The 21,404-nt window shown below is 70.1% G+C and carries 22 protein-coding genes and 1 pseudogene; 14 read left to right on the top strand and 9 right to left on the bottom strand.

What is annotated here, in order from left to right:
- From J7E86_RS02350 to J7E86_RS02340, 3 genes are all read left to right on the top strand, one after another.
- The coding region (locus J7E86_RS02350; RefSeq protein ID WP_285439626.1) for a S1C family serine protease at positions 1–884 on the top strand (884 nt) is incomplete at its 5' end.
- Between the two features lie 77 nt (positions 885–961).
- Positions 962–1,696, top strand: a complete 735-nt coding sequence (locus tag J7E86_RS02345) for a response regulator transcription factor (protein WP_215079234.1) — start codon at positions 962–964, stop codon at positions 1,694–1,696.
- Positions 1,693–3,075 carry a cell wall metabolism sensor histidine kinase WalK gene (locus J7E86_RS02340; protein WP_215079232.1) on the top strand — a complete coding sequence of 461 codons (1,383 nt, stop codon included), beginning with the start codon at positions 1,693–1,695 and terminating at the stop codon, positions 3,073–3,075. Before J7E86_RS02345 ends, J7E86_RS02340 begins: the two co-directional genes overlap by 4 nt.
- 27 nt (positions 3,076–3,102) lie before the next feature.
- Here the strand turns inward: J7E86_RS02340 and J7E86_RS02335 are convergent, their stop codons facing one another.
- Entirely contained in the window at positions 3,103–3,531 is a 429-nt protein-coding gene (locus J7E86_RS02335) for a MarR family winged helix-turn-helix transcriptional regulator (RefSeq protein ID WP_215079230.1), read from the bottom strand.
- Positions 3,532–3,663: 132 nt separating this feature from the next.
- On the opposite strand from J7E86_RS02335, the gene J7E86_RS02330 reads away from it, so the two are divergent.
- Complete coding sequence (locus J7E86_RS02330) at positions 3,664–4,536, top strand: MBL fold metallo-hydrolase (protein ID WP_215079228.1); 873 nt, start codon at positions 3,664–3,666, stop codon at positions 4,534–4,536.
- Positions 4,537–4,685: 149 nt separating this feature from the next.
- Here the strand turns inward: J7E86_RS02330 and J7E86_RS02325 are convergent, their stop codons facing one another.
- From J7E86_RS02325 to J7E86_RS02310, 4 genes are all read right to left on the bottom strand, one after another.
- Positions 4,686–5,972 (bottom strand): DUF2993 domain-containing protein, encoded by a 1,287-nt coding sequence (locus J7E86_RS02325; protein ID WP_215079226.1) that lies wholly within the window; start codon positions 5,970–5,972, stop codon positions 4,686–4,688.
- A 153-nt stretch (positions 5,973–6,125) separates the two neighbouring features.
- On the bottom strand, positions 6,126–6,335 hold the full coding sequence (gene cspE / locus J7E86_RS02320) for a transcription antiterminator/RNA stability regulator CspE (RefSeq protein WP_215079224.1): 210 nt from the start codon (positions 6,333–6,335) through the stop codon (positions 6,126–6,128).
- 88 nt (positions 6,336–6,423) lie between these two features.
- Positions 6,424–7,848 (bottom strand): condensation domain-containing protein, encoded by a 1,425-nt coding sequence (locus J7E86_RS02315; protein ID WP_215079222.1) that lies wholly within the window; start codon positions 7,846–7,848, stop codon positions 6,424–6,426.
- Positions 7,849–7,945: 97 nt separating this feature from the next.
- The gene (locus J7E86_RS02310) at positions 7,946–8,416 is read right to left on the bottom strand and encodes an ATP-binding protein (RefSeq protein WP_215079220.1); all 471 of its coding nucleotides are present in this window, start codon (positions 8,414–8,416) and stop codon (positions 7,946–7,948) included.
- Positions 8,417–8,628: 212 nt separating this feature from the next.
- On the opposite strand from J7E86_RS02310, the gene J7E86_RS02305 reads away from it, so the two are divergent.
- From J7E86_RS02305 to J7E86_RS02295, 4 genes and pseudogenes are all read left to right on the top strand, one after another.
- Complete coding sequence (locus tag J7E86_RS02305) at positions 8,629–9,486, top strand: helix-turn-helix transcriptional regulator (RefSeq protein ID WP_215079218.1); 858 nt, start codon at positions 8,629–8,631, stop codon at positions 9,484–9,486.
- Positions 9,446–9,688 (top strand): DUF397 domain-containing protein, encoded by a 243-nt coding sequence (locus tag J7E86_RS02300; RefSeq protein ID WP_308312437.1) that lies wholly within the window; start codon positions 9,446–9,448, stop codon positions 9,686–9,688. Before J7E86_RS02305 ends, J7E86_RS02300 begins: the two co-directional genes overlap by 41 nt.
- Positions 9,689–9,836: 148 nt before the next feature.
- Positions 9,837–10,008: pseudogene (locus J7E86_RS30665) on the top strand (IS5/IS1182 family transposase); the annotation flags it as partial.
- A 354-nt stretch (positions 10,009–10,362) separates the two neighbouring features.
- Entirely contained in the window at positions 10,363–10,851 is a 489-nt protein-coding gene (locus J7E86_RS02295) for a hypothetical protein (RefSeq protein ID WP_215079215.1), read from the top strand.
- Between the two features lie 477 nt (positions 10,852–11,328).
- Here J7E86_RS02295 and J7E86_RS02290 read toward each other — a convergent pair whose 3' ends face one another.
- A complete protein-coding gene (locus J7E86_RS02290) occupies positions 11,329–11,700 on the bottom strand; it encodes a hypothetical protein (RefSeq protein WP_215079213.1) in 372 nt (123 codons plus the stop codon).
- 300 nt (positions 11,701–12,000) lie between these two features.
- Positions 12,001–12,390: a VOC family protein gene (locus J7E86_RS02285; protein WP_215079212.1), complete on the bottom strand. Its 390-nt coding sequence runs from the start codon at positions 12,388–12,390 to the stop codon at positions 12,001–12,003.
- A 112-nt stretch (positions 12,391–12,502) separates the two neighbouring features.
- On the opposite strand from J7E86_RS02285, the gene J7E86_RS02280 reads away from it, so the two are divergent.
- The 4 genes from J7E86_RS02280 (at position 12,503) to J7E86_RS02265 (ending at position 16,801) form a co-directional block, all read left to right on the top strand.
- Positions 12,503–13,159: a TetR/AcrR family transcriptional regulator gene (locus tag J7E86_RS02280; protein ID WP_215079210.1), complete on the top strand. Its 657-nt coding sequence runs from the start codon at positions 12,503–12,505 to the stop codon at positions 13,157–13,159.
- 224 nt (positions 13,160–13,383) lie between these two features.
- On the top strand, positions 13,384–14,898 hold the full coding sequence (locus J7E86_RS02275) for an NAD(P)/FAD-dependent oxidoreductase (protein ID WP_215079208.1): 1,515 nt from the start codon (positions 13,384–13,386) through the stop codon (positions 14,896–14,898).
- Positions 14,895–15,986, top strand: coding sequence for a Rieske 2Fe-2S domain-containing protein (locus tag J7E86_RS02270; RefSeq protein WP_215079206.1), 1,092 nt, complete (start codon positions 14,895–14,897; stop codon positions 15,984–15,986). The genes J7E86_RS02275 and J7E86_RS02270 overlap by 4 nt, the downstream gene beginning before the upstream one ends.
- 152 nt (positions 15,987–16,138) lie before the next feature.
- Entirely contained in the window at positions 16,139–16,801 is a 663-nt protein-coding gene (locus J7E86_RS02265; RefSeq protein WP_215079204.1) for a hypothetical protein, read from the top strand.
- Positions 16,802–16,838: 37 nt separating this feature from the next.
- Here the strand turns inward: J7E86_RS02265 and J7E86_RS02260 are convergent, their stop codons facing one another.
- Entirely contained in the window at positions 16,839–18,479 is a 1,641-nt protein-coding gene (locus J7E86_RS02260; protein ID WP_215079202.1) for an ABC-F family ATP-binding cassette domain-containing protein, read from the bottom strand.
- Between the two features lie 527 nt (positions 18,480–19,006).
- Between J7E86_RS02260 and J7E86_RS02255 the strand changes: the two genes are divergently transcribed.
- Both J7E86_RS02255 and J7E86_RS02250 read left to right on the top strand, forming a co-directional pair.
- Positions 19,007–19,549 (top strand): hypothetical protein, encoded by a 543-nt coding sequence (locus J7E86_RS02255; protein ID WP_215079200.1) that lies wholly within the window; start codon positions 19,007–19,009, stop codon positions 19,547–19,549.
- A gap of 139 nt (positions 19,550–19,688) precedes the next feature.
- The gene (locus J7E86_RS02250) at positions 19,689–20,345 is read left to right on the top strand and encodes a hypothetical protein (protein WP_215079198.1); all 657 of its coding nucleotides are present in this window, start codon (positions 19,689–19,691) and stop codon (positions 20,343–20,345) included.
- 13 nt (positions 20,346–20,358) lie between these two features.
- On the opposite strand, the gene J7E86_RS02245 is transcribed toward J7E86_RS02250, so the two are convergent.
- Positions 20,359–21,384, bottom strand: a complete 1,026-nt coding sequence (locus J7E86_RS02245; RefSeq protein ID WP_215079196.1) for a LacI family DNA-binding transcriptional regulator — start codon at positions 21,382–21,384, stop codon at positions 20,359–20,361.
- Between the last annotated feature and the right edge of the window lie 20 nt (positions 21,385–21,404).

The following is a 21,404-nucleotide window of genomic DNA, read 5'->3' as shown; positions in this document are numbered from 1 at the left end:
CCGCCCGCCGCGCCCGCCGCCCCGTCGCCCTGCTCGCCGCCTGCGCGATCGTCGCGGCCGTCGTCGGCGGCGGCTCGGCCGCGCTCGTCGGCGAGCTGACGCACACCGCGTCCGGCAGCGGCAACGGCACGCCCGTGCAGAACGTCTCCTCCAAGACCAGCGGCGTCGCGGCGGTGGCCCAGGCCGTCGGCCCCAGCATCGTGGAGATCAAGGCGGCCACCTCCTCCGGCCAGTCCACCGGCTCCGGCGTGGTCATCACCGGCGACGGCGAAGTGATCACCAACAACCACGTGGTCGCCGGAGCCGACTCCGTGAAGGTCAGCTTCAGCGACGGCAGCGCGAAGACCGCCAAGGTCGTCGGCACCGACCCCGACAAGGACCTGGCCCTGATCAAGGTGCAGGGCGCGAGCGGTCTCAAGGCCGCCTCCCTCGGCGACTCCGGCAAGGTCAAGGTCGGCGAGGACGTCGTCGCGATCGGCTCGCCCGAGGGCCTGACCGGCACGGTCACCAGCGGCATCGTCTCCGCCCTCAACCGCGACGTCACCGTCTCCAAGGAAGAGGGCCGGGCCCCGCGGCAGCGCCAGGGCGGCGGCCTGCCCCAGTGGCCGTTCGAGTTCGGCGGCGAGCAGTACAACGGCGACACCGGCTCGTCCAAGACCACCTACAAGGCCATCCAGACCGACGCCTCCCTCAACCCGGGCAACTCCGGCGGCGCCCTGATCAACATGAGCGGCCAGATCATCGGCATCAACTCCGCGATGTACGCGGGCGCGTCCGCCTCCTCCGGGGAGTCCGCCGGCAGCGTCGGCCTCGGCTTCGCGATCCCCGTGAACACCGTCAAGGCCGACCTGGCCAAGCTCCGCGCCGGCGGCACCGGCGGCTGATCCCGCGCCGCCCGGCCGGCGTGCGAGGCTGAGAGGGCCCGACGCCCCCGTACGCACCCGAACCGCGAGGTAAGCCGATGAGCCCCGCCGACCACGGCGACCAGCCCGCCCGCGTCCTGATCGTGGACGACGAACCCGCCGTCCGCGAGGCGCTGCGCCGCAGCCTCGCCTTCGAGGGATACGGCACCGAACTGGCCGTCGACGGGCTCGACGCGGTCGAGAAGGTCGCCTCCTACCGGCCCGAACTGATCGTCCTGGACGTCCTGATGCCCCGCATGGACGGCCTGACCGCCGCCCGCCGGCTGCGCGCCTCCGGAGTCACCGTCCCCATCCTCATGCTCACCGCGCGCGACACCGTCGGCGACCGCGTGACCGGCCTGGACGCGGGTGCCGACGACTACCTCGTCAAGCCCTTCGAGCTGGACGAGCTGCTCGCCCGTATCCGCGCCCTGCTGCGCCGCAGCTCCTACGCGGCCGCCACCCCCGCCGACACCGACACCCACACCCTCGCCTTCGCCGACCTGCGCATGGACCTCGCCACCCGCGAGGTGACGCGCGGCACCCGCGCGGTGGAGCTGACACGCACCGAGTTCACGCTGCTGGAGCTCTTCCTCGCGCACCCGCGGCAGGTCCTCACCCGCGAGCAGATCCTCAAATCGGTCTGGGGCTTCGCCTTCGAGCCCTCCTCCAACTCCCTGGACGTGTACGTGATGTACCTGCGCCGCAAGACGGAAGCGGGCGGTGAGCCCCGGCTGGTGCACACCGTGCGCGGAGTGGGCTACGTGCTCAGAGCGGACGGCGGCACCGAATGATCAGGCGGTTCCGCCGGCTGCCCCTGCGGTCGCGGCTGGCGCTGCTGACGGCCGTGGCCGTCGCGGTCGCGGTCGCGGCCGTGGCGGGCGTGTCCTGGGTGGTGCTCAAGCAGCAGCTCGAAGAACAGCGCGACACGACCCTCACCAGCGTGCGCCCGGCGGACGACACCGTGGTGGACCTGCTGCGGACGTGCGGCGCGGCCATGCGCCCGTACCCCAGCCCGTACACCGTGCAGATCATCACGACCTCGGGCACGGTCTGCACCACGGCGGGCAAGTCACCGGTCGCGGTGGGCGCCGCCGATCTGGCCGTCGCGCCGGATCAGGACCCGGTCCTGCACGACGCGCGGGCGAAGGACGGCAAGGAGATGCGGGTCGCCACCTCGGCGAGCCGGGTGCGCGGCGTGTACGCGGTCTCCATCGCCCAGCCGGTCACCGACATCGACAAGCCGCTCACCAAGCTCGCCCTGGTCCTGGCCCTGACCGCCGGCGTCGGTGTCCTCGGCGCGGGCGCCGCCGGCCTGGGCATCGCCCGCGCCGGCCTGCGGCCCGTGGACCAGCTCACGGGCGCGGTCGAACACATCGCCCGGACCGAGGACCTGGCCGTCCGCATCCCCGTCGAGGGCGAGGACGAGATCGCCCGGCTCTCGCGGTCCTTCAACTCCATGACCGCCGCCCTGGCCTCCTCCCGCGACCGCCAGCAGCAGCTGATCGCCGACGCGGGCCACGAGCTGCGGACGCCGCTCACCTCGCTGCGGACCAACATCGACCTGCTCGCCCGCAGCGAGGACACCGGACGGGCGATCCCGCCGGAGGACCGCAAGGCGCTGCTGGCGAGCGTCAAGGCCCAGATGACGGAGCTGGCCGCCCTGATCGGCGATCTCCAGGAGCTCTCGCGCCCCGACGGCGCGCCCGGCAGCGGCCCGGTCCAGGTCATCGCCCTGCACGAGGCCGTCGAACGCGCGGTGGACCGGGCCCGGCTGCGGGGCTCCGGGCTGACGTTCGAGGTACGGCTGGAGAGCTGGTACGTACGGGCCGAACCGGCGGCGCTGGAACGGGCGCTGGTGAACCTGCTGGACAACGCCGTCAAGTTCAGCCCGCCGGGAGGCGTCGTGGAGGTGACCCTCGCCGCCGGCGATCTGACCGTACGCGATCACGGCCCGGGCATCGCCCCCGAGGAACTCCCCCACGTCTTCGACCGCTTCTGGCGCTCCCCCTCGGCCCGCAGTCTGCCGGGCAGCGGCCTGGGCCTGTCGATCGTCGCGCGTACGATCCAGCAGGCGGGCGGCGAGGTGACCCTGCGAGCGGCGGAGGGCGACGGAACGTCCGCGACGGTACGCCTGCCGGGCGCGCCAACGGCACCGCCGTCGGGCCCGTGAACCCCCGGGGCCGGCCGCAGCGCCGGCTCACGGAGAGGTGACGGCCTGCTCCAGCAGCCCGTGCAGGACGCGCTGCTCCTGCGGGGTGAGGCCGGACAGCGGGGAGTCCACGGCGAGGAGTTCGAGGAGACGTTCGCGCAGGGCCGTGCCCTCGGCCGTGAGGACGAGGTGCTTGGCGCGGCGGTCGGTGGGGTGCGGGTGGCGCTCGACCAGGCTCTGCTTCTCCAGCTTGTCCACGACGAAGGTGGTGTTGGAGGGTTCGCAGCTCATGCGTTCGGCGAGCTCCCGCATGGTCATCGGCCCGCTCATCTCCCGCAGCGCGGTCGCCTGGGGCGCGGTGAGGCCCAGGGTGGCGGCGCGCCCCCGTACATGCTCGGCGATCCGCTGGGCCAGTCCGTTCACCAGACCGCACAGCTGTCGCTCGGCGATGGCCTGCGGCTCGGAGGACGGCGTCATGCCAGCACCCTAACAAATCCGTCAAGACGAAATATTTACAGCTTGAATGATTCGAACTTGATGCTTATGGTGGGCGTCGCCGCCGCGGGAAACGTGGCGACGACCTGATGACGACCCCACAGGAGAGAACCCATGGCTGACGTGACGGTGGATCAGGCCGGACGACTGCGCCGACCGGCGGGAATCCGCTCGATACGGCTGGGCGACACGAAGGTGTCGTACGTGCCGGACGGCGATGTGCGGCTCCGGCCGCTGCCACTGCTCCAGGACACCACCGACGAGGTGTGGGCCGCACACCCGGAGTACCTGGACGCCGCGGGCCACCTCGTGGGGAGCGTCGGCGGCCTGCTGGTGGAGCACGGCGACCGCGCGCTGCTGATCGACGCGGGCTTCGGCCCGCGGAAGCTCGACGCTCCGGACGGCCCCCTCGGCGCGATCCACGGAGGCGCGCTCCCGCACAGCCTGGCCGAACTCGGCCGCCGCCCCGAGGACATCGAAGCGGTGGCCTTCACCCACCTCCACTCCGACCACCTCGGCTGGGCCTGCCTTCCCGCCCCCGGCGGTGACCGGCCCCTGTTCGCCCACGCCGACCACCTGATCTCCGAGCCGGAGTGGGACCGGCGCGACCTCCTGGAGGCCGAGCAGGTCGCCGCCCTGGAACCGCGCGTTCGTACGATCACGGACGGGCAGGAGATCTTCCCCGGCGTACGCGTGCGGATCACCCCCGGCCACACCGTCGGGCACGCCGAGTACGTCATCACCGGGGGCGGCCGGCGTCTGATCGCCTTTGGTGACGCCATGCACTCGCCGATCCAGGTCGACCACCCCGACTGGTCCTCGGCCTTCGACCACGACCTCGCCCGGACCGCCGACCACCGCCGCCGCCTCGTCGCCGAGCTGGCGGAGCCCGGCACGATCGGCTTCGGCGTCCACTTCGCCGACGTGGTGTTCGGACACGTCCGGCAGGACGGAGTCGGCCCGGCCTGGCGGCCCCTGGACGCCTGACCGTTGGGCCGGCCTCAGCCCTTTTCAGCCCGCTGGGGGTGCCCCCAACGGGCTTGAATGCGGCTGAGCCCCGCCCATTTCAAGCCCGTCCGGCGCTTGAGGACACCACCGCGCAGCGGGGTGCGCATGCCACGGGCGACGGCCACCGCCTAACCCGTCTTCCCCACCGGGAGTTCCACCCCGCCGATCTCCGCGCGAATCCCGTCCCGTTCGACCGAAACGTCGCGCAGCCGCAGGCCCACCGCCTCCTTCGGCAGTTGGAAGGAGAGGGACAGCCGGTCGGTCAGCTCCGGCGGCCGCAGCTGCATCACCCCGGTGATCAGCCGGGGGTCGAGACCGATCTTCTCCAGCAGCCAAGGGTGTTCGACCACCGCATCGACGAGATTGACCTGCGTGAGTCTCTCCACGAACCGGGGCGCGCCCGTGAGCCGGTGCAGCCGGTCCTCGTCGCGCAGCACCAGCTCGGTCTCGGCCGGTGACACGCCCAGCCGGCCGGCCAGCGCCGGCACCGACAGCATCGCCTTGATCCGCGCCGCGTCGCGGCTGATGCGCTCGGCGGTCTCCCGGTGCAGGGTGAGGCCCTTGTCCTTGCCGGGCCGGTACGTCGCCACCCGCGGCACGTCGACGCTCATCCCGTCGATGTCGGTGGACAGACCGCGGTCCCCGACGCGCTGCAGCCGGGCCTGCGCCCGCAGACGCAGTTGCTGCCCCGCCACGTCGACGCGGCCCTCGGCCGCGATCTCATGGGCGCCGGTGCTCCGGAATCTGACCTGGGAGGCACCGAGTTCGCGGTTGAGGTCGGCGAAGGACAGCAGGACGTTGCCGTCCACCTTCCCGATCACGGCGCCCTTGATGTCCGTGGGCAGATCGCCGGTGAGCCGGACGTACTGCCCGCTCGCCCGTACCTTCGCCAGCGATACGCGCCCGGCGGCGACGTGCGGCACGGTGACGTCGACGCGCTCCAGCTCCTTCGCCAGCACCTGGGTGAGGAAGGGGAAGCCGTGGATGTCCACCTGGGGCGCCGCCGCCAGGTGGAGTTGCTGCTGGAGCTTGCGTTCGGCCTGCTTCTCCGCGTACAGCACCGCGCAGCGGTCGGCCAGGACGAGCACGGCGGCGCAGGCCGCGGCCGCGATCAGCAGCTTCGCCGCGCGGGGGACGCCGGGCAGGCGACGGGAACGGCGGGGACGGCGGCGGGAGCGCTTGGCGCGGCGGTGGCCGGGCGGGGGCGAACCGTCGTCGTCGGGGGTGACGTAGGTGAACTCGAAACCGAAGGGGTGGCCGGTCGACCCGGCCCCGGGTATGTGCGGGTCGGCCTCGGGATCGGCCTCCGCGCCCGCCGGCCGGCCCGGATGCGGGCCCGCCTCGGGCTCGGCGAGTGACGCGAGTTCTTCATAGGGATTGGGCGGAAGGGACGATACGCGTGTGGGGGTGCGCATCGCCTCATCCCATCACGCGCGAACCCCTCGAACGCAAGCCCTACCGCCGGTACACGTAATTTGAGCGCTATTTCCGGCCGTTGAATCGCACACATCCCCGCCGCGCCGTCTGTGGGCGGCCCCGCCGGACAGGCCGCCCACAGACGGGATCGATCAGATGGCGATGACGTTGGCGGCCGAGGGTCCCTTCGCCCCGTCCTGGATCTCGAACTCGACGTCCTGCCCCTCGGCAAGTGTCTTGAATCCATTGCCCTGGATGGCCGAGAAGTGGACGAACACGTCCTTGCTCCCGTCCGCCGGAGTGATGAAACCGAACCCCTTGGACTCGTTGAACCACTTGACCTGGCCCTTGAGCTTGGACATGGGCGCCTCCTGTCGATGCGGACCGGAGATCACCGTCTCACGGGGCACCGCCTCCGGGGAATGCCTTCCGGCCGACTTGGACCGGCGTTCACCCGACGGTTCCGGTGTTCTTCGTCAGCGCACCCGAGCGCGACAGCTCCAGCAAGGTCTCCCGCAGTGCCCCCTGGAATTCCCCCATCGTCCGGCGGGCTTCAGGGGTGTCGACGAAGATGGAGTTCATGAACAGCCCGCGGAAGTTCCGCTGGTACCAGGAGCATGTGCCGTTCGCCCGCGAGCTCCATACGTGCGACGCGGGCCGCCACTCCTCGAAGTTCTCCGATCCCGGGCACTTCCGCATGTCGATGTACGAGAAGAAGTTGACCGGGAACGGCCAGGACCGCAGAGCGAAATGGTGCGGCGCGAGCAGTTCCCACGCCCGTACGAACGGCACGTCGATGTGCCGCATCATCTCCGTGAAACCCGACCGCACGCCGGCCATGATCTCCTCGAAGTCCTTGTCCTCCGCCACCGAGAACTCGATGGGCATCGTATTGACGAACCACCCGACCGAATGCTTCCAGGGCCCCCGGCCGCGCTCGCTGACCGGCATGAACCCCCGGTAGACGCCAGGGCCGCCCGCCTGCCGCAGCGAGACGGCGACCGCGGCCAGCACCCCCATGAACACCTTGCCGCCTGCCGCGAGGCACCGCGCCTCCAGCTCCTCCGTCTCCCGCGCGTCCAGCAGCCGGTCGGCCTCGTTCACCGTCGGGTACATACGGCCGGATTCGACACCGAGTTCCAGCGGGAAGCGCGGGAAGAACTCACCGTTGCTCGCGATGAACGACTTCCAGTAGTCGAGCCGGGTGTCGTCCGCGCCGATGGACCCGTAGCGCCGGCTCTGCTCGTGCGCGAAGTCCAAGTAGCTGCCGGCCTCAGGGAGTGCGGCCTCCTCACCCCGCGCGAAGGCCGCGTACGCGTTCTGGATGTCGTAGACGACATTCGACATCGACATACCGTCGGACACGATGTGGTCGAAAGCGAGGTACACCGTCGAGGATTCCTCCCGGACCACCGCGCCCATCATGAACAGCGGCCACGCGAGCGTGTCGATGCTCTTCGTGAAGCTGTCGGCCATGAACGCCCGGAGTTCCTTCGTCGAGTCGAACTCGCCGATCTCCAGGGCTTCGAGCGCGATGTCCTCCGGCTCCAGCGCCGCGCACGCGAGATCCCCCGCCAGCCGCCGGAACTCGCACCGCAGCACCTCGTGCCGCCGCGCGAAGAACAGAAACGCGGATTCGAGCGCCCCCCGGTCGAGCGTTCCCCCCACCTCGAACGTGAGGGCGAGCCAGGACGCGAACGGATCGTTCGCCTTCCGCGCCTCCTCGACCACCGAGAAGTGTTTGTCCTGGTTGAACGAGGCGCGCCTGCCGGACTCCTCGGTACGGCTGCCATCGGCCACTCCCCGGGCCCGCAGCCGCCACTCGACCACCCGCCCGGGCGCGATGTCGAGCCCTTCCAAAGGAAACTGCCGCATGCTGACTCTCTCCCGCCATGGAGGAACGACTCTTCGGCTGTCAACGACCCCGGGCCGTACGGGTGACGCGGGGCGGCGCGCGCCCCCGGCCCACGCCTCAGGCCGCGAGCCGCGCCACGGTCGATTTCGCGCCGAGTTCGCACCACAGCAACTTCCCCCGGAACCCCGGCCCCGAGGCGGGTCCGCCGAAGGCGTGACTCCCCCAGTTGTCGGCACACACCCGCACGATGAGCAGCCCCCGGCCGTACGTCGCTTCCGCTTCCACGGCACGTACGACGGCGCCGGGCCGCTCGCCGAATGGCGCGGGCACGTCGGGGTTCGTGTCCCAGACAGTGATCCGCACACCGCGCGGCGTCTCACGTACGTGCAGTTCGGCGGGGCCGTCGGAGTAGCGGTACGCGTTGGTGACGAGCTCGCTCGTCAACAGCTCGGCTTCGTCCACCAGTTCGTGCAGCGCGTGACTGCTGAGGACTCCGCGCAAGGTGATGCGGGCGATTCGCGCCGAGCGCGGGTCATGCGGCAGGTTGAGCGTGTACGACCAGGGCTTCTCCGGGGATACGGTTGCCATGAAGGCTCCTTGGAGGAGGAGGTGGATTGGCTGAATGCCGAGCGGTGTCAATGTCGCCCACTGGGCAGGGCGGTGCGCTTCCGCTTCGCGGCGGGCCGGGTTAGTGGCCTGGCTCACACCGTAGGGTCGGCGATGGCCTATATTCCACTCGTTCATCGAAATAAGGGCCAACCAGCCCCGTGTGGGTGACGTCTGGGGATCAGGAGGTGCTGATGGCGGCGGCAACCAGCCCGACCTTGCGGCAGCAGCGGCTTGGGGTCGAGCTACGAAAGCTCCGCGAACGCGCGGGGTTGTCCACATCGGCGGCAGCGGCGCTCCTCGGCGTGAACCAGTCGAGGATCAGCAACATCGAGGCCGGCCGCTACGCGGTGGGCGCGGATCGCGTCCGCACCATGGCCCGCAACTACACCTGCTCGGACAGAGACCTGGTCGAAGCGCTCGCCGGAATGACGGGCGGCCGGACACGCGGGTGGTGGGAGGAATACCGGGACTTCCTCAGTGCGGGGTTGCTCGACCTGGTCGAACTTGAGCACCACGCGACGGCGCTGCGGGTAGCTGGTGTGATTCACATTCCGGGTCTGTTGCAGACCACAGATCACGCACGCGCGATGTTCAACACCGCAGTACCATTACTGGAGCAGTACGAGGTCGAGCACCGGGTGTCGCTGCGCATCAAACGCCAGGCGATCCTGCACGGAGATACACCAACACCGCTCATCGCCATCCTGCACGAAGCCTCTCTGAGGATGGGATTCGGAGGTCCCGCTACTGCGCGAGCTCAGCTCGGCTACCTCATCGAGATGAGCGAGCGGGACAACGTGACCGTCCTGGCGTTGCCTTTCGGTAGTGGCACATTCCCCGGGTCGGGACAGCCGGTGGTCTACGCCTTCGGACCCGTGCAGCAGCTCGACACCGTGCAACTCGACACCGATCACGGCTGCGTGTTTCTCGACGCGGAGGCACAGTTGCTGAGGTACCGGACCGTGCTGGACCGGATGGAGCAATGCGCCCTCAAACCCGGCGAGTCACGTGACCTCATTCATCGCATCGCACGTGAGATTGAGAGATAGCACCGTGCCTACCAACAACTGGCAAAAGTCTTCCTACAGCCACGAGGGCGCCAACTGCCTCTACGTAGCATCTGCAGGCGACGGCGTCATACGACTCCGCGAGAGCGACGCCCCGGACATAATCCTCACCGCAACTCGCCCGGAACTGGACGCGCTCGTACGCAGCCTTAGGGCCGGGCAGCTCGTCCGCGCAGACCGGTGACGCCCACCTGGCAGAAGTCGCCCTACAGTGGAGATTCGTCGAACTGCCTTAGGAGTCGTCTCATTTGGCGGCTTGAGGAGTCTGCGCTGTGTGGCGATGGTAGAAGGCTTGGTTCCGGACGAGCTGTGTGAGCTGTTCCAGCGGGCCGGCCGCGATCGTCTTCGTAGCCACGGCAAGCTGGACCTGGCATCAGTCGGCCGTCGGGGTCGACCGCACACCGCCGCTTCACCGAGTGGAGTACCGCCCGGGCCTGGGCCAAGCTGCACCGCGTCATCCTCGACGAACTGGGCTCGTGCGACGGCTTGAACTGGTCGCGCTGCCCAAGGACGCGGGTGCGCAGCCCCGCGCCGCAGCCCGAGCGCCAGCCCCGCCGCCCGCGCCCCGAACTCGCCCAGGCCTGGGCCACCGTGCATGTCGTCGAAGTCGAGCAGTGGTACGGGACGCGGTCGAGCCCGAACGCTCATGACGACCGCGGGGCTCCTCGCCGCGCGCGTGTGATGCTGGGGGCGTACGCCCCGGGTTGCAGGCGATGAACGCCGAGCAGAGCATGGAACCGAGCGCAAGGGCAACCGGGAACCCGTTGCCTGCCTGCCGGCCGCTCCGGCGATTGGCCGCGAGACCGGCTGAGGGGCGAAAAGAACCTGATCTACGGTTGCTGGCAAGGAGTGAATTTCATGGCCGAAAAGGTAATTGACGTCACGCTGGCCAGCATGACCAACACAGGTGATACTCACGTCAGCCCGGTGGGTTCCATCATGACCGGCACGGCCCGAGCCGTTGACGACGAGCAAGTATTCGATTCGGGGCTCCTCTACGACAGGAAGGAGGGGCAGCCCATGCATCCGAGTGGGGTGCAACGCCTCCTCCCGGGCGAGAGTGTCACCTTGAATACGACGAAGCGACTCGCCGTCTCCTACCCCGAAGTGGAGAGCGAGGGTCACTTCAAACAGATGCTGCTCATCAATGCCGACCTGGCGCAAAAAATAGCTGCAACCGGAGAAGTGGAGATACGCCCCTACTTCGGCTGCTTCATGCACAAGGTCCTCTTCAATGAGATCGACGGATTTGAGACGCTCGATTGTCACCACAGTATCTTCTTCGAAGGAAAGAAGTGGAGTTTCACGTCGACCTTCACGATAAATCTGATCTCCTCGTCCGGTTAAACATCATCTCAATTGGTGAGGTGCCGTCGGATGAAGGGTGCCGTTCCCAGGAGGAGTGCGGCGAAGACTGTCAGTCGTTGAAGGCCGGGCTGAGTGACGAGGTTGCTGTGCTGGATGCCCTAGACCGCGTACCAGTTAGCGGCGAGGTCGGTCGCAGTCTTTAACGTCGCTGCCACTCCCACCCACATCCTCCTCCGCGAGAGCGACACTCCTGGCGTAACCCTCACCCCCACCCGCCCACAACTGCTCGCCCTCCTCCGCAGCCTCAAAGCCGGGCCGCGGCTGGACCGGAAAAGCTGACCGGCGTTCCCGCCGGTACGCGCACCGGCATCCTCGCCCCAACGCACCCGCGAGCCCAGACCACTTAGGGTCATCAGCCCCACGCAGACAAGCCAACCGGAGCGGACAGCACACTGGCGGCCTCTCTTACGGGGGGGTGTGCGCGAAAGTGGGGTTCCAATGGCCTCACGATCCATCTCAGTGGTAGATGACGACGAGGGAGGCGAGCAGAAGCGTGGCTGAAGCTGTGACCCCCAGGATCCGGTAGCGGCTCCACGCGGCCAGTGCGAGGGAGCATGACCACGCTCCGCCTGTGATGGTGGCAGCCCACCAGCCGGCAGTCGCTTGTGCGGCGGCGAGGGGGAACGGCGCCAGCAGGATCGTCGGCGGGATGACTGCGTGCCGTGGCCTGATGCCCAGTCGTTTGTAGACGATCACCAGGACGATCAAGGCAGTCGTAAAGGTGAGGGGGATTTCCGCCAAGCCCCACCATGTCCAGCCCCAGCAGAAGCTGTCTGTCTTCTCGCATGCCTGATCGCTGTCACGCTTGACCCAGGAGAAGAAGTACACGGCACCGCAGGCCAGAACCGCACCAGTGACAGCCGCTCCGGACACTCGCGGTATGACAGGGCGCGGTTCTGTGGGGGAGGCGTTCATGCCTACAGCCTTCCCTGATCGATGGCCGGGGGCCTGAGTAGAAATACTCAGGCCCCCGGATCGGTTACGGCGTGGCCGGGTGATCGCGACCCTGGTGATCCTGTGGTTCCAGCTTCCGTACGCCGCTCTCGCTGTCTTCTACGGCGTGGGCCGCTCCTCGAGTGCGAGGATCGTTCCGACCCCTTGGAACCGTCGGCGGCCCGGGCGGACGGATCACGCGTCGGCCGGAGTCGTCCATTCGACGAGCTCGACCACCACGCCGTTCGGGTCGGTGACCTGGAAGAGCCGTTCGCCCCAGGGCTCCTCGCGCAGCGGCAGCGTGATCGTGACGCCCTCGGCGCTCAGCCGGCGCTCCTGCTCCTCGATGCCGGTGACGGTGAAGACCACGATCAGGCCGGAGGCGTGCTGGTCGCGCTGTTCGGCGGGCAGTATCTCTATGCCGCGCCGGAGCAGGACCAGGTCGACGGCCGCGTCCTGGCGGGTCAACGAGGAGAACCCGTCCGCAGCCATGGTCTGCGTGTAGCCGAAGTGCGTGGTGAAGAAGTCCCGGGAAGCGGCGACGTCCTCGACGGTCAGGCACACGGCGGAGGCGGTGACGTTCATCTGGCTCCTCAGAGGGAAACGGTCGCTGGCTACTACTTACTACCGACGTAAAGTTAGGCCGAGGGCAGCTAATAGGTCAAGGGGAAATTTACGTCGGGGGTAAAGTCGCCTCATGACCAGTGAACCCGTAGGGCTCAGGGAGTCCAAGAAGCAGGAGACCCGGCAGTCGATCTCCGCTCACGCGACCAGGCTCTTCATGGAGCAGGGCTTCGAGAGCACCACCATCGCCGAGATCGCCAACGCGGCCCGGGTGGCGAAGAAGACGGTCACCAACTACTTCCCGCGCAAGGAGGATCTGGCCCTCGACCACCACCAGGAGTTCGTGACGAGCCTGGCCCGGGCCGTCGCCGCGCGCGCCCCCGGCGAATCCGCGCTGGCCGCACTGCGCGGCGCCTTCGGTACCGCCGTGCGGGACCACGACCCCGTGGCGGGCTTCGCGGGGCCGGACTTCTCCCACATGATCGCCGACAGCCCCACCCTCACCGCACGGCTCCGCGACCTCCACGACCAGCGCGAGGAAGCCCTCGCCGAAGCCCTGACGGCCGCGACCGACGCCGCTCCGGGCGACATCGGCCCCCGGGCCACGGCGGCCCAACTCGGCGCCGCGCACCGCCTCCTGTTCCAGCGGATCCAGGAACTCACTCTCACCGGACACGACAACGCCTCGATCGCCGCCCTCGTCACCGAGGACGCCGACCGGGTCTTCGGCCTCCTGGAGCCCTCCCTCGCCGACTACGCCACCCGTACCGACGCCCCGGACCCCGCCTGATCGAAGGCAGCGGACCGGAGCGGGAGTTCGGCCGTGCGCCCTTCCGGTCGGGTGAAGCGCGGTTCGTGCGCCGGTCCGCGCCCTGATGGTGTTCTTCCGGTTTCCCGCACACTGGGGCGGCCGTCGGCCCTGGGGAGGGCCGCGTGTGGTCTCACCGCCATGGGGGTCCCGTGTCCGTTCCACCCGAGTTACCGCGTGAGGCCCGAGGGGCCAGGGATGTGCAGGTGGTGGTGGTCGGTGCCGGGTTCTCCGGTATCGGCGCCGCCATCCGGCTGCGTCGGCACGGTGTCCGTGACCTTCTGGTGCTGGAGAAGGCCCCGCAGCTCGGGGGCACCTGGCGGGAGAACACCTATCCCGGTTGTGCGTGTGACGTGCCGTCCCCGCTGTACTCCTACTCCTTCGCCCCGAACCCGGGATGGAGCAGGACCTTCGCCGGGCAGCAGGAGATCCACGACTATCTCCGGGCGACCGCGGACCGGTACGGCGTCGGCGAGGTGCTGCGGTGCGGTGTCCGTGTCCTGCGGGCCCGGTGGGACCCGAGCGCACGGCGCTGGTGTCTGGAGACCACCGACGGCGAGTACAGCGCCAAGGCGCTGGTCCTGGCCACCGGACCGTGGCACGAGCCGCGGCGGCCCGACGTGCCGGGGCTCGACGCGTTCGGCGGGCCGGTGTTCCACACCGCCGAGTGGGACCACGCAGTGGACCTGTCCGGCCGGCGCGTGGCCGTGGTCGGCAGCGGCGCCTCCGCGGTCCAGGTCGTCCCGGCCATCCAAGCCCGGACAGCGGCCGTGCACCTCTTCCAGCGCACCGCCCAGTGGCTCCTGCCCAGACCCGACCTCCCGGTCTCCCCGGCACTCAAGTGGTGCCTGTCCCATGTCCCGGGCGCGCAGCGCGCCATACGGGCCGGGCAGTACGGCCTCCAGGAAGGCTTCGGCCACGCCTTCCGCCACCCACGGCTCGTGGGCCCCGTGCAGGCCGCGTCCCGCGCGTACCTGCGTCTGGCGGTACGTGACCGGGTACTGCGGCGGGCACTGACGCCCGGCTACCGCCTGGGCTGCAAGCGCCTGCTGACGTCGAGCACCTACTATCCGGCCCTGGCCGAACCCCACGTCCACCTCCACCCCACCGCCGTCTCCGCCGTCCGCGGGAACCGTGTCATCGGCGCCGACGGCACCGAGGCCGAGGCCGACGTGCTGATCCTGGCCACCGGCTTCCGTGTCGGTGAGCTGCCACTGGCCCGCAGCGTCCACGGCACGGACGGGCGGACGCTGCACGAGACCTGGGGCGAGGACGGTCCCCAGGCGTACCTCGGCACGAGCGTCAGCGGATTCCCCAACCTCTTCCTCCTCCTGGGCCCCAACCTCCTCTCCGGCTCCAGCTCCGCCATCACCGTCCTCGAAGCCCAGCTCGCCTACCTCTGCTCCGCGCTGGCACACCTGCGGCTCGGCAGCCACACCTCCATGGACGTGAGACCGGCCGTCCAGGCCGCGTACAACGCCGCGGTACAGGAAGCACTCCGGACCACCGTGTACAACACGGGCGGCTGCTCCAGCTACTACTTCGGCCCCGGCGGCCGGAACACCTTCTGCTGGCCCTGGTCCACCGGCCGGCTCGTCCGCCGGCTGAACCACTTCCGTGCCGCCGACTACACCTACCGCGCATCATCCGGCCCGGCGCCCGCCCCTCGGGCGCCCGCGGACCACGGCCGTACGGCGGACGCGGAAGGAATCACCGCATGACACGGCGGCGCCCCAGGCCACGACCGTACGACCGGGAACTCCACAGCCTGCGGCCCATCGGTCACGGCGGGGAGCAGGAGCCGTCCCCCATCGGCTGGTACTTCGCACGCTTCAGCAAGCACCTCCGCCCCGGCCAGGTGGTCCCCATCACCCGCATGGACCGGCAGTACGCGCTGTTCCGCACGCGCGGCGGACGGGCCGCCGTGATCGACAGTCAGTGCTGTCACATGGGCGCCGACCTCAGCCGGTGCGGTCACGTGCGCGAGGAGAGGCTGGTCTGCGGCTTCCACGCCTGGGAGTTCGACAAGGAGGGGACGTGCCGGAAGATCCCCGGCGCGGACCGGATCCCCTCCCGGGCCGTGCAGCGCAGCCTTCCCGTGACCGAGGTGGCGGGCGTCATCTGGTTCTGGCACGGGTCACCGACCCCGGAGCCCCTGGGCGAGCTGGCCTTCGCCGAGGACCGCGGCCGGCACCTCTACCTGACCGGTGAGGTGCTCGTGTGCCACGCGGACCTGCTCCCGATCGGTGAGCACGTGACCGATTCCTCGCACTGGGCCTACACGCACAGCAAAGGGCACCCGATGGTCTCCGTCCCCCTGCGCGACGAGGGGCGCCACTTCTCGTTCCGGATCCAGCCCGCCGAAGCGCAGGACCTCCGCATCCACCACTTCCGCCCGCGCGTCGTGGTCTCGATGGTGGGCCCGACCACGGCGCTGGTCACCCACCAACCGGGCCCGGAGCCGGACGGCAAGCCGCACCGGATGGCCTTCGTCGCCGCCGTGAGTCCCGTGCGGCCCGGCATCACGATCGCGACGTGGTGCCTGATCGTCCGCAAACTCGGCCCCGACTGGCTGCTCTGGCCCGCCAATCGGCTCTGGGCGGCCTTCCTCTGGCGTCTGGTCAGGCGCAATCACCATGCCGACTTCGACATCCTGCGCTGGATGCGCCCGGTGGCCAAGGACCTCTGGTCGGCGGCGGACGGCCCCACCGTACGCGCCTACCGACGTTTCTACCGGCGCAACCTTCCCCCGGCCACAGCGGAACCCACGGCGGAATCCACGGAGGGACCCGCCCCCCGGAAGAGCTGACCGCCGTGCCGGGCACATCCCGGCATGCGGCACGACAGTCCTGGCACGCGTCACCGCCGGCCGTTCCGGCCCGCGGCCGGACGTCACCCGTTGGTGGGGCAGGGACGCGCATCGGCCCCACCCCGGGTGCCGACAAGTGCACACTCACCTGCATGAATCAGCCCACTTCGCCCGTAAGCCGCAGGCACCTGATCCGTCGTGCCGCAGGTGCGGCGATCGCCGGCACGGGGCTCGCCCTGGCCGGCAGCGACGCCGGTGCGGCCCCGCGGGACCGCGCCGGGAAGCTGCCGACCGTGGGGCAGACCTACCGGCTCAGCCTGAACGCCTTCGGCGTCACTCTCGTCAGCCACGCACCGCCACCGCACCCGCGGCTGAACTTCACCGGCTCACGGACGCTGACCATCCTCCCCGGCGGCCCCAACTTCGCCCGCTACGAAGTCCTCGACTTCGCCATGAACGCCTCCCACCCGCTGCTCGGCAAGGTCACTCTGGCACCGCCCCTCGTCAGCACACCGAACAGCAGGATCAGCAGGTCCCCCGACGGGCTCCTGGAGGACTGGCGGCAGCCGATCGTCATGACCGTCGAGCGCCTCGGAGGCCGCACCGGCCCGTTCCTGTTCACCACCTCCGCCGCGCCGCACCTCGTCGCCCACCTCACCCGGTTCCCACCCCCGCGCCAGAAGGCCAGGCCCGGCGGGCCACCGGCCGGCGGAGCGCTGTACAGGGCCCAGGGACCCATCAGGCTGGCCTCGCCCGGCGACGGCCGCACCTTCACCAGGCTCGAACGGTTCGACGTCAGCCAGGGGCGGGCCTGATCGCGCCCGCATACCGACCGGCAACCGCCATGGGGGCTCAGCTCCCGGCCATCTCCGCCCGCACCTCCTCCACCGTCGTGTCCCGCAGCTCGCCGGCCAGGCGCAGCCAGCGCGTCACGCCGAGAGACTCCAGGAAGCGGAGGTCGTGGCTGGCGACGATCAGGGCGCCCTCGTAGGACTCCAGGGCCGTGATGAGCCGGCGAACGCTCGCCATGTCCAGGTTGTTCGTCGGCTCGTCCAGCATCAGGAGCTGGGGTGCGGGCTCGGCGAGCATCAGGGCCGCCAGGGTGGCCCGGAAGCGCTCTCCGCCGGAGAGGGTCGCCGCTCGCTGGTCGGCCCGCGATCCCTTGAACAGGAAGCGGGCCAGCCGCGCCCGGACCTGGTTGTCGGTCGCCTCGGGGGCGAACCGCGCCACGTTCCCGGCGACCGTCAGCTCCTCGTCCAGGACGTCGAGCCGCTGCGGCAGGAACCGCAGCGGAACGTGGGCCATCGCCTCGCCGGCGAGCGCGTCCAGCTCTCCGGCGATCGTGCGCAGGAGCGTCGTCTTGCCCGCGCCGTTGCCGCCGACGAGCGCGATCCGCTCGGGACCGCGCAGCTCGAACTCGCCTTCCACCCGGGCCCCGTACGTCAGGGTGAGCTCGCGCAAGGTGAGTACGGAGCGGCCGGGCGGGACCGCCGTGGACGGGAGGTCGACGCGGATCTCGTCGTCGTCGCGCACGGCTTCCACGGCCTCGTCGAGGCGTTCCCTCGCCTCGGTGAGTTTGCCCTCGTGCATGATGCGGTGCTTGCCGGCGGAGACCTGGGCCTGCCGCTTGCGCTGACCCATGACGATCTTCGGCTCGCGCTTGGTGTCGTTCATCTTCTGGCCGTAGCGCTTGCGGCGGGCCAGTTTGACGTGGGCGTCGGTCAGTTCGCGCTTCTGCTTGCGCAGGTCGGACTCGGCGACCCGGACCAGGCGCTCGGCCGCCTCCTGCTCGGCGGCGAGGGCCTCCTCGTACGCGGAGAGGTTGCCCCCGTACCAGGTGACCTCGCCCGCCCGCAGATCGGCGATCTGGTCGACGCGTTCGAGGAGTTCACGGTCGTGACTGACCACGACCATGACGCCCGACCACGCCTCGACGGCCGCGTACAGGCGCCGGCGCGCGTACAGGTCGAGGTTGTTGGTGGGTTCGTCGAGGACGAGGACGTCGGGCCGGCGCAGCAGCAACGCGGCCAGGTGCAGCAGCACGGACTCGCCGCCGGAGACCTCGCCGATGGTGCGGTCCAGGCCGATGTGGTCCAGGCCCAGCCCGGCGAGCGTCACGGTGGCGCGCTCCTCGACGGCCCAGTCGTCGCCGACCACCGTGAAGTGCTCCTCCCGCACGTCGCCCGCCTCGATGGCGTGCAGCGCGGCGCGCGTGCCGGCGATGCCGAGGACGTCCTCGACGCGGAGGGTGGTGTCGAGCGTGATGTTCTGCGGCAGGTAGCCCATCTCACCGGCCACGCGGATGGTGCCCTCGGTCGGTGCGAGCCGGCCGGTGATCAGCTTCATCAGGGTCGATTTCCCCGACCCGTTGAGACCGATGAGGCCGGACCTGCCGGGTCCGAAGGCGACCTGGAGGCCGTCGAAGACGGTGGTGCCGTCGGGCCAGGTGAAGGAGAGCGATGCGCAGGTGATGGAAGACGGGGGATGGGTCATGCGGGCCTCACGTGATGGCTGGAGGAAAGCGGCCAGGGCAACGTGTTGGGACACCACAGGGCGACCACGACCGGCGTGAGGGAAGAGAAGATCCCCGCACCGGCGGGAGGACGGCTCAATGCGTCGAGGTCGCACACGGAACGCGGGCAGCGGTGACGCCGTGATGGCATGACTACGGCTGCGCAAGCGCGGTGTCTCAAGACCTCAGACGAGCAACGTCCTTCTCCGATCAACGGCAACAGGGGCGTTCCGCAGCGTATGACGGCGCCGACGGGAGGGTCAACGCATTAAGAAGCACCCCCACGGCGTTCCCGGGCAGGAGTGGGTCGGCCACTCCCGGCCCACAGCCGCGTCAACAGCGTCAGTCACCCTCATGAGTGAATCGTGTGGATAGCGACGCTACGTCACTGCCGCCCCCTGCTGTCCTGGACACACCCCGCAACCAAGGGGGCGGCATGCGAAGCAGGAGGCGGCTCATGCGGCTTTCACGACGCACCACACCAGTAACGCCCCACTCGCAAGGCACCGTGCCTACCGCCCCAGGTGGGCTCCCCACGCGCAGAATCGGAGCCGGCCTGGCCGTCGCACTTCTGGCGCTGTCGGGTCTCGCCACCGGCACCACCGCCACGGCAGCCGGGCACCGCGCCGCCGCACCCTCAGGCGACTACTGCGCCGCAAAGGAGAGCTTCTACGGATCGGGCCAGTACACCTACGCCGAGGCGCAGGTGTGCCTGCGATTCGGGTCCGGCGGCAACGAGGTGCGGGTCAACAACACCAACTCGCAGTACTACTGGGGCGGCTCCTGGTACTCCGCCAGCAGCAGCTACCCCGCCAACTGGACCGCCAGTGGCACCCTGAGCAAGAGCGGCCAGTCGGGGAACTACTCCGTCCCCCAGGTCAAGCAGACCTCCCTCAACGGTTCGGGCAGCGGCGGCTCCCCCGCCGCCCTCAACGGCTGCGGCTCGTACAGCGTCACCATGACGTTCCGTCAGGTCGGTCCGTACTGGGGCCAGGACCAGGCCATCGACTCTGGTCAGCGCACGTACACCATCAACGTACCGTGCACGTGACCTGACGATCACCCGGCCCGCCGGCCTCTCCGCCGCGCGGGCCGGGAATGGCGCGCCGACGCCTAGCCGCCCGTACCGGTGGCGGGGTGGAATGCGGTTCCGATGCTCCATGCCCCGTGCGACAGGAGTGAGTTACCGCGTGATTCACATGACCGAGACCCTGGCCGTGCACACGATCGAAGGCTTCCTCACGCCCGACGAGATCGCCCAGGTGACGAAGGTGCTGGACGACCATCTGGCGGCGACGGGGTGGGTTCCCGCCCGGCCCAGTGACGGCATGGTCCCGCCCGTAGAGGCGCAGGACATCATGGCGGCCGCCGTCGAGCGCGCGCTGCCGGCCATCCGCCGGGTGTTCCCGTCCGTCGCCGGTGTCACGCCGTGGGACTACCACGACCTGGGGCCCGGTGACCGGATCGATCCGCACCTGCACGGCGTGGACGACCCGGACTCGCGGCCCCAGCGGGTCGCGCGGGTGGCGTTCCACTTGCGGGAGGCGGAGCGCGGCGGGCAGTTCTTCGTCGACACGTGCTCCTCCGACGCCCTGTGGACCGACCGGACCGCCGTCGCGGGCAGCGGCTTCGCCCCCGGCACGCGCTTCACCCGGGAGATCTCCCACGAGGCCGGCCCGGAGGCCGTCGCGGAGCTGCGCGCGATCCCGCACACCCGCTGGACCAGCGCACCGCCCGCCGGGACGGCCGTCGTCTACGGTGCCCAGCTCGTCCACGGCGTCGAAGAGGTCGTGGAGGGGCGCCTGCGCAAGCTGATCACCAACCTGCTGGACGGGCCGCCCCGCTGAGCGCGGCCCCGCGTCAGTCGCCGCAGCCGCAGGAGCGGCGGATGACCAGGGCCGAGGGGAACTGCTTCAGGCGCTCCCGGCGGGAACCGGCCACGCGCAGGCCGTCGTCGAGGACGAGGTCGACGGCCGAGCGGGCCATCGCGATGCGGTCGGAGGCGACCGTGGTCAGGGGCGGGTCCGTGAGGGCCGCCTCCTTGACGTCGTCGAAGCCGGCGACGGCCAGCTCGCCAGGGACGTCGATGCGCAGCTCACGGGCGGCGCGCAGGACGCCGATGGCCTGGTCGTCGGTGGCGCAGATGAGGGCCGGGGGGCGGTCGGGGCCGGAGAGGATCTTCAGGGCGACCTGGTAGGCGTCGTAGCGGTTGTACGGGGCCTGGAAGAGCCGGCCCTCCAGGGACTTCCCGGCCTCCCGCATGGCGCGGCGCCAGCCCTCGACGTGGTCGGTGACGGGGTCGCCGACCGTGGGGGTCTCCTCCGTGCCGCCGAGACAGGCCACGTACGGGTGGCCGTGCTCCAGCAGGTGGCGGGTGGCGAGCTGGGCGCCGCCCACGTCGTCGGTGACGACGGCGACGTCGTCTATCGCGTCGGGCCGCCGGTGCATCAGCACGACCCGGGCGTCCCAGGCGTCGATCTCCGTGGCGGCGTGCTCGCTGGGGCCCTGGCTGATGAGGATCAGGCCGGAGACGCGCATGCCCAAGAACGCGCGCAAATAGTGCACTTCGCGCTCGTCGAGATAGTCGGAGTTGCCGACGAGGACCATCTTCCCGCGTTCGGCGGCCGCCTGCTCGACGGCGTGCGCCATCTCGGCGAAGAACGGCTGCCGGGCGTCCGGGACGATCAAACCTATGAGGTCCGTCCGTCGGGACGCCATCGCCTGGGCGACCCGGTCGGGCCGGTATCCCAGCTCCTTGATCGCGGCCAGGACACGCTCGCGCGTGGCCGGGGCCACCGGCCTCGGCCCGTTGTTGATGACGTAGCTGACCACCGCGGTCGACGTCCCCGCAAGTCTCGCCACATCGTCCCGCGTCACCTTGGCCACGCCGGGCAGTCTACGCGGGT

It is taken from the genome of Streptomyces sp. ISL-11 (assembly GCF_018614525.1).
In the GTDB taxonomy this organism is placed as follows: Bacteria; Actinomycetota; Actinomycetes; order Streptomycetales; family Streptomycetaceae; genus Streptomyces.
The sequence above is the reverse complement of the archived record's forward strand: the minus strand, read 5'-3'. Positions and strand labels throughout refer to the sequence as shown.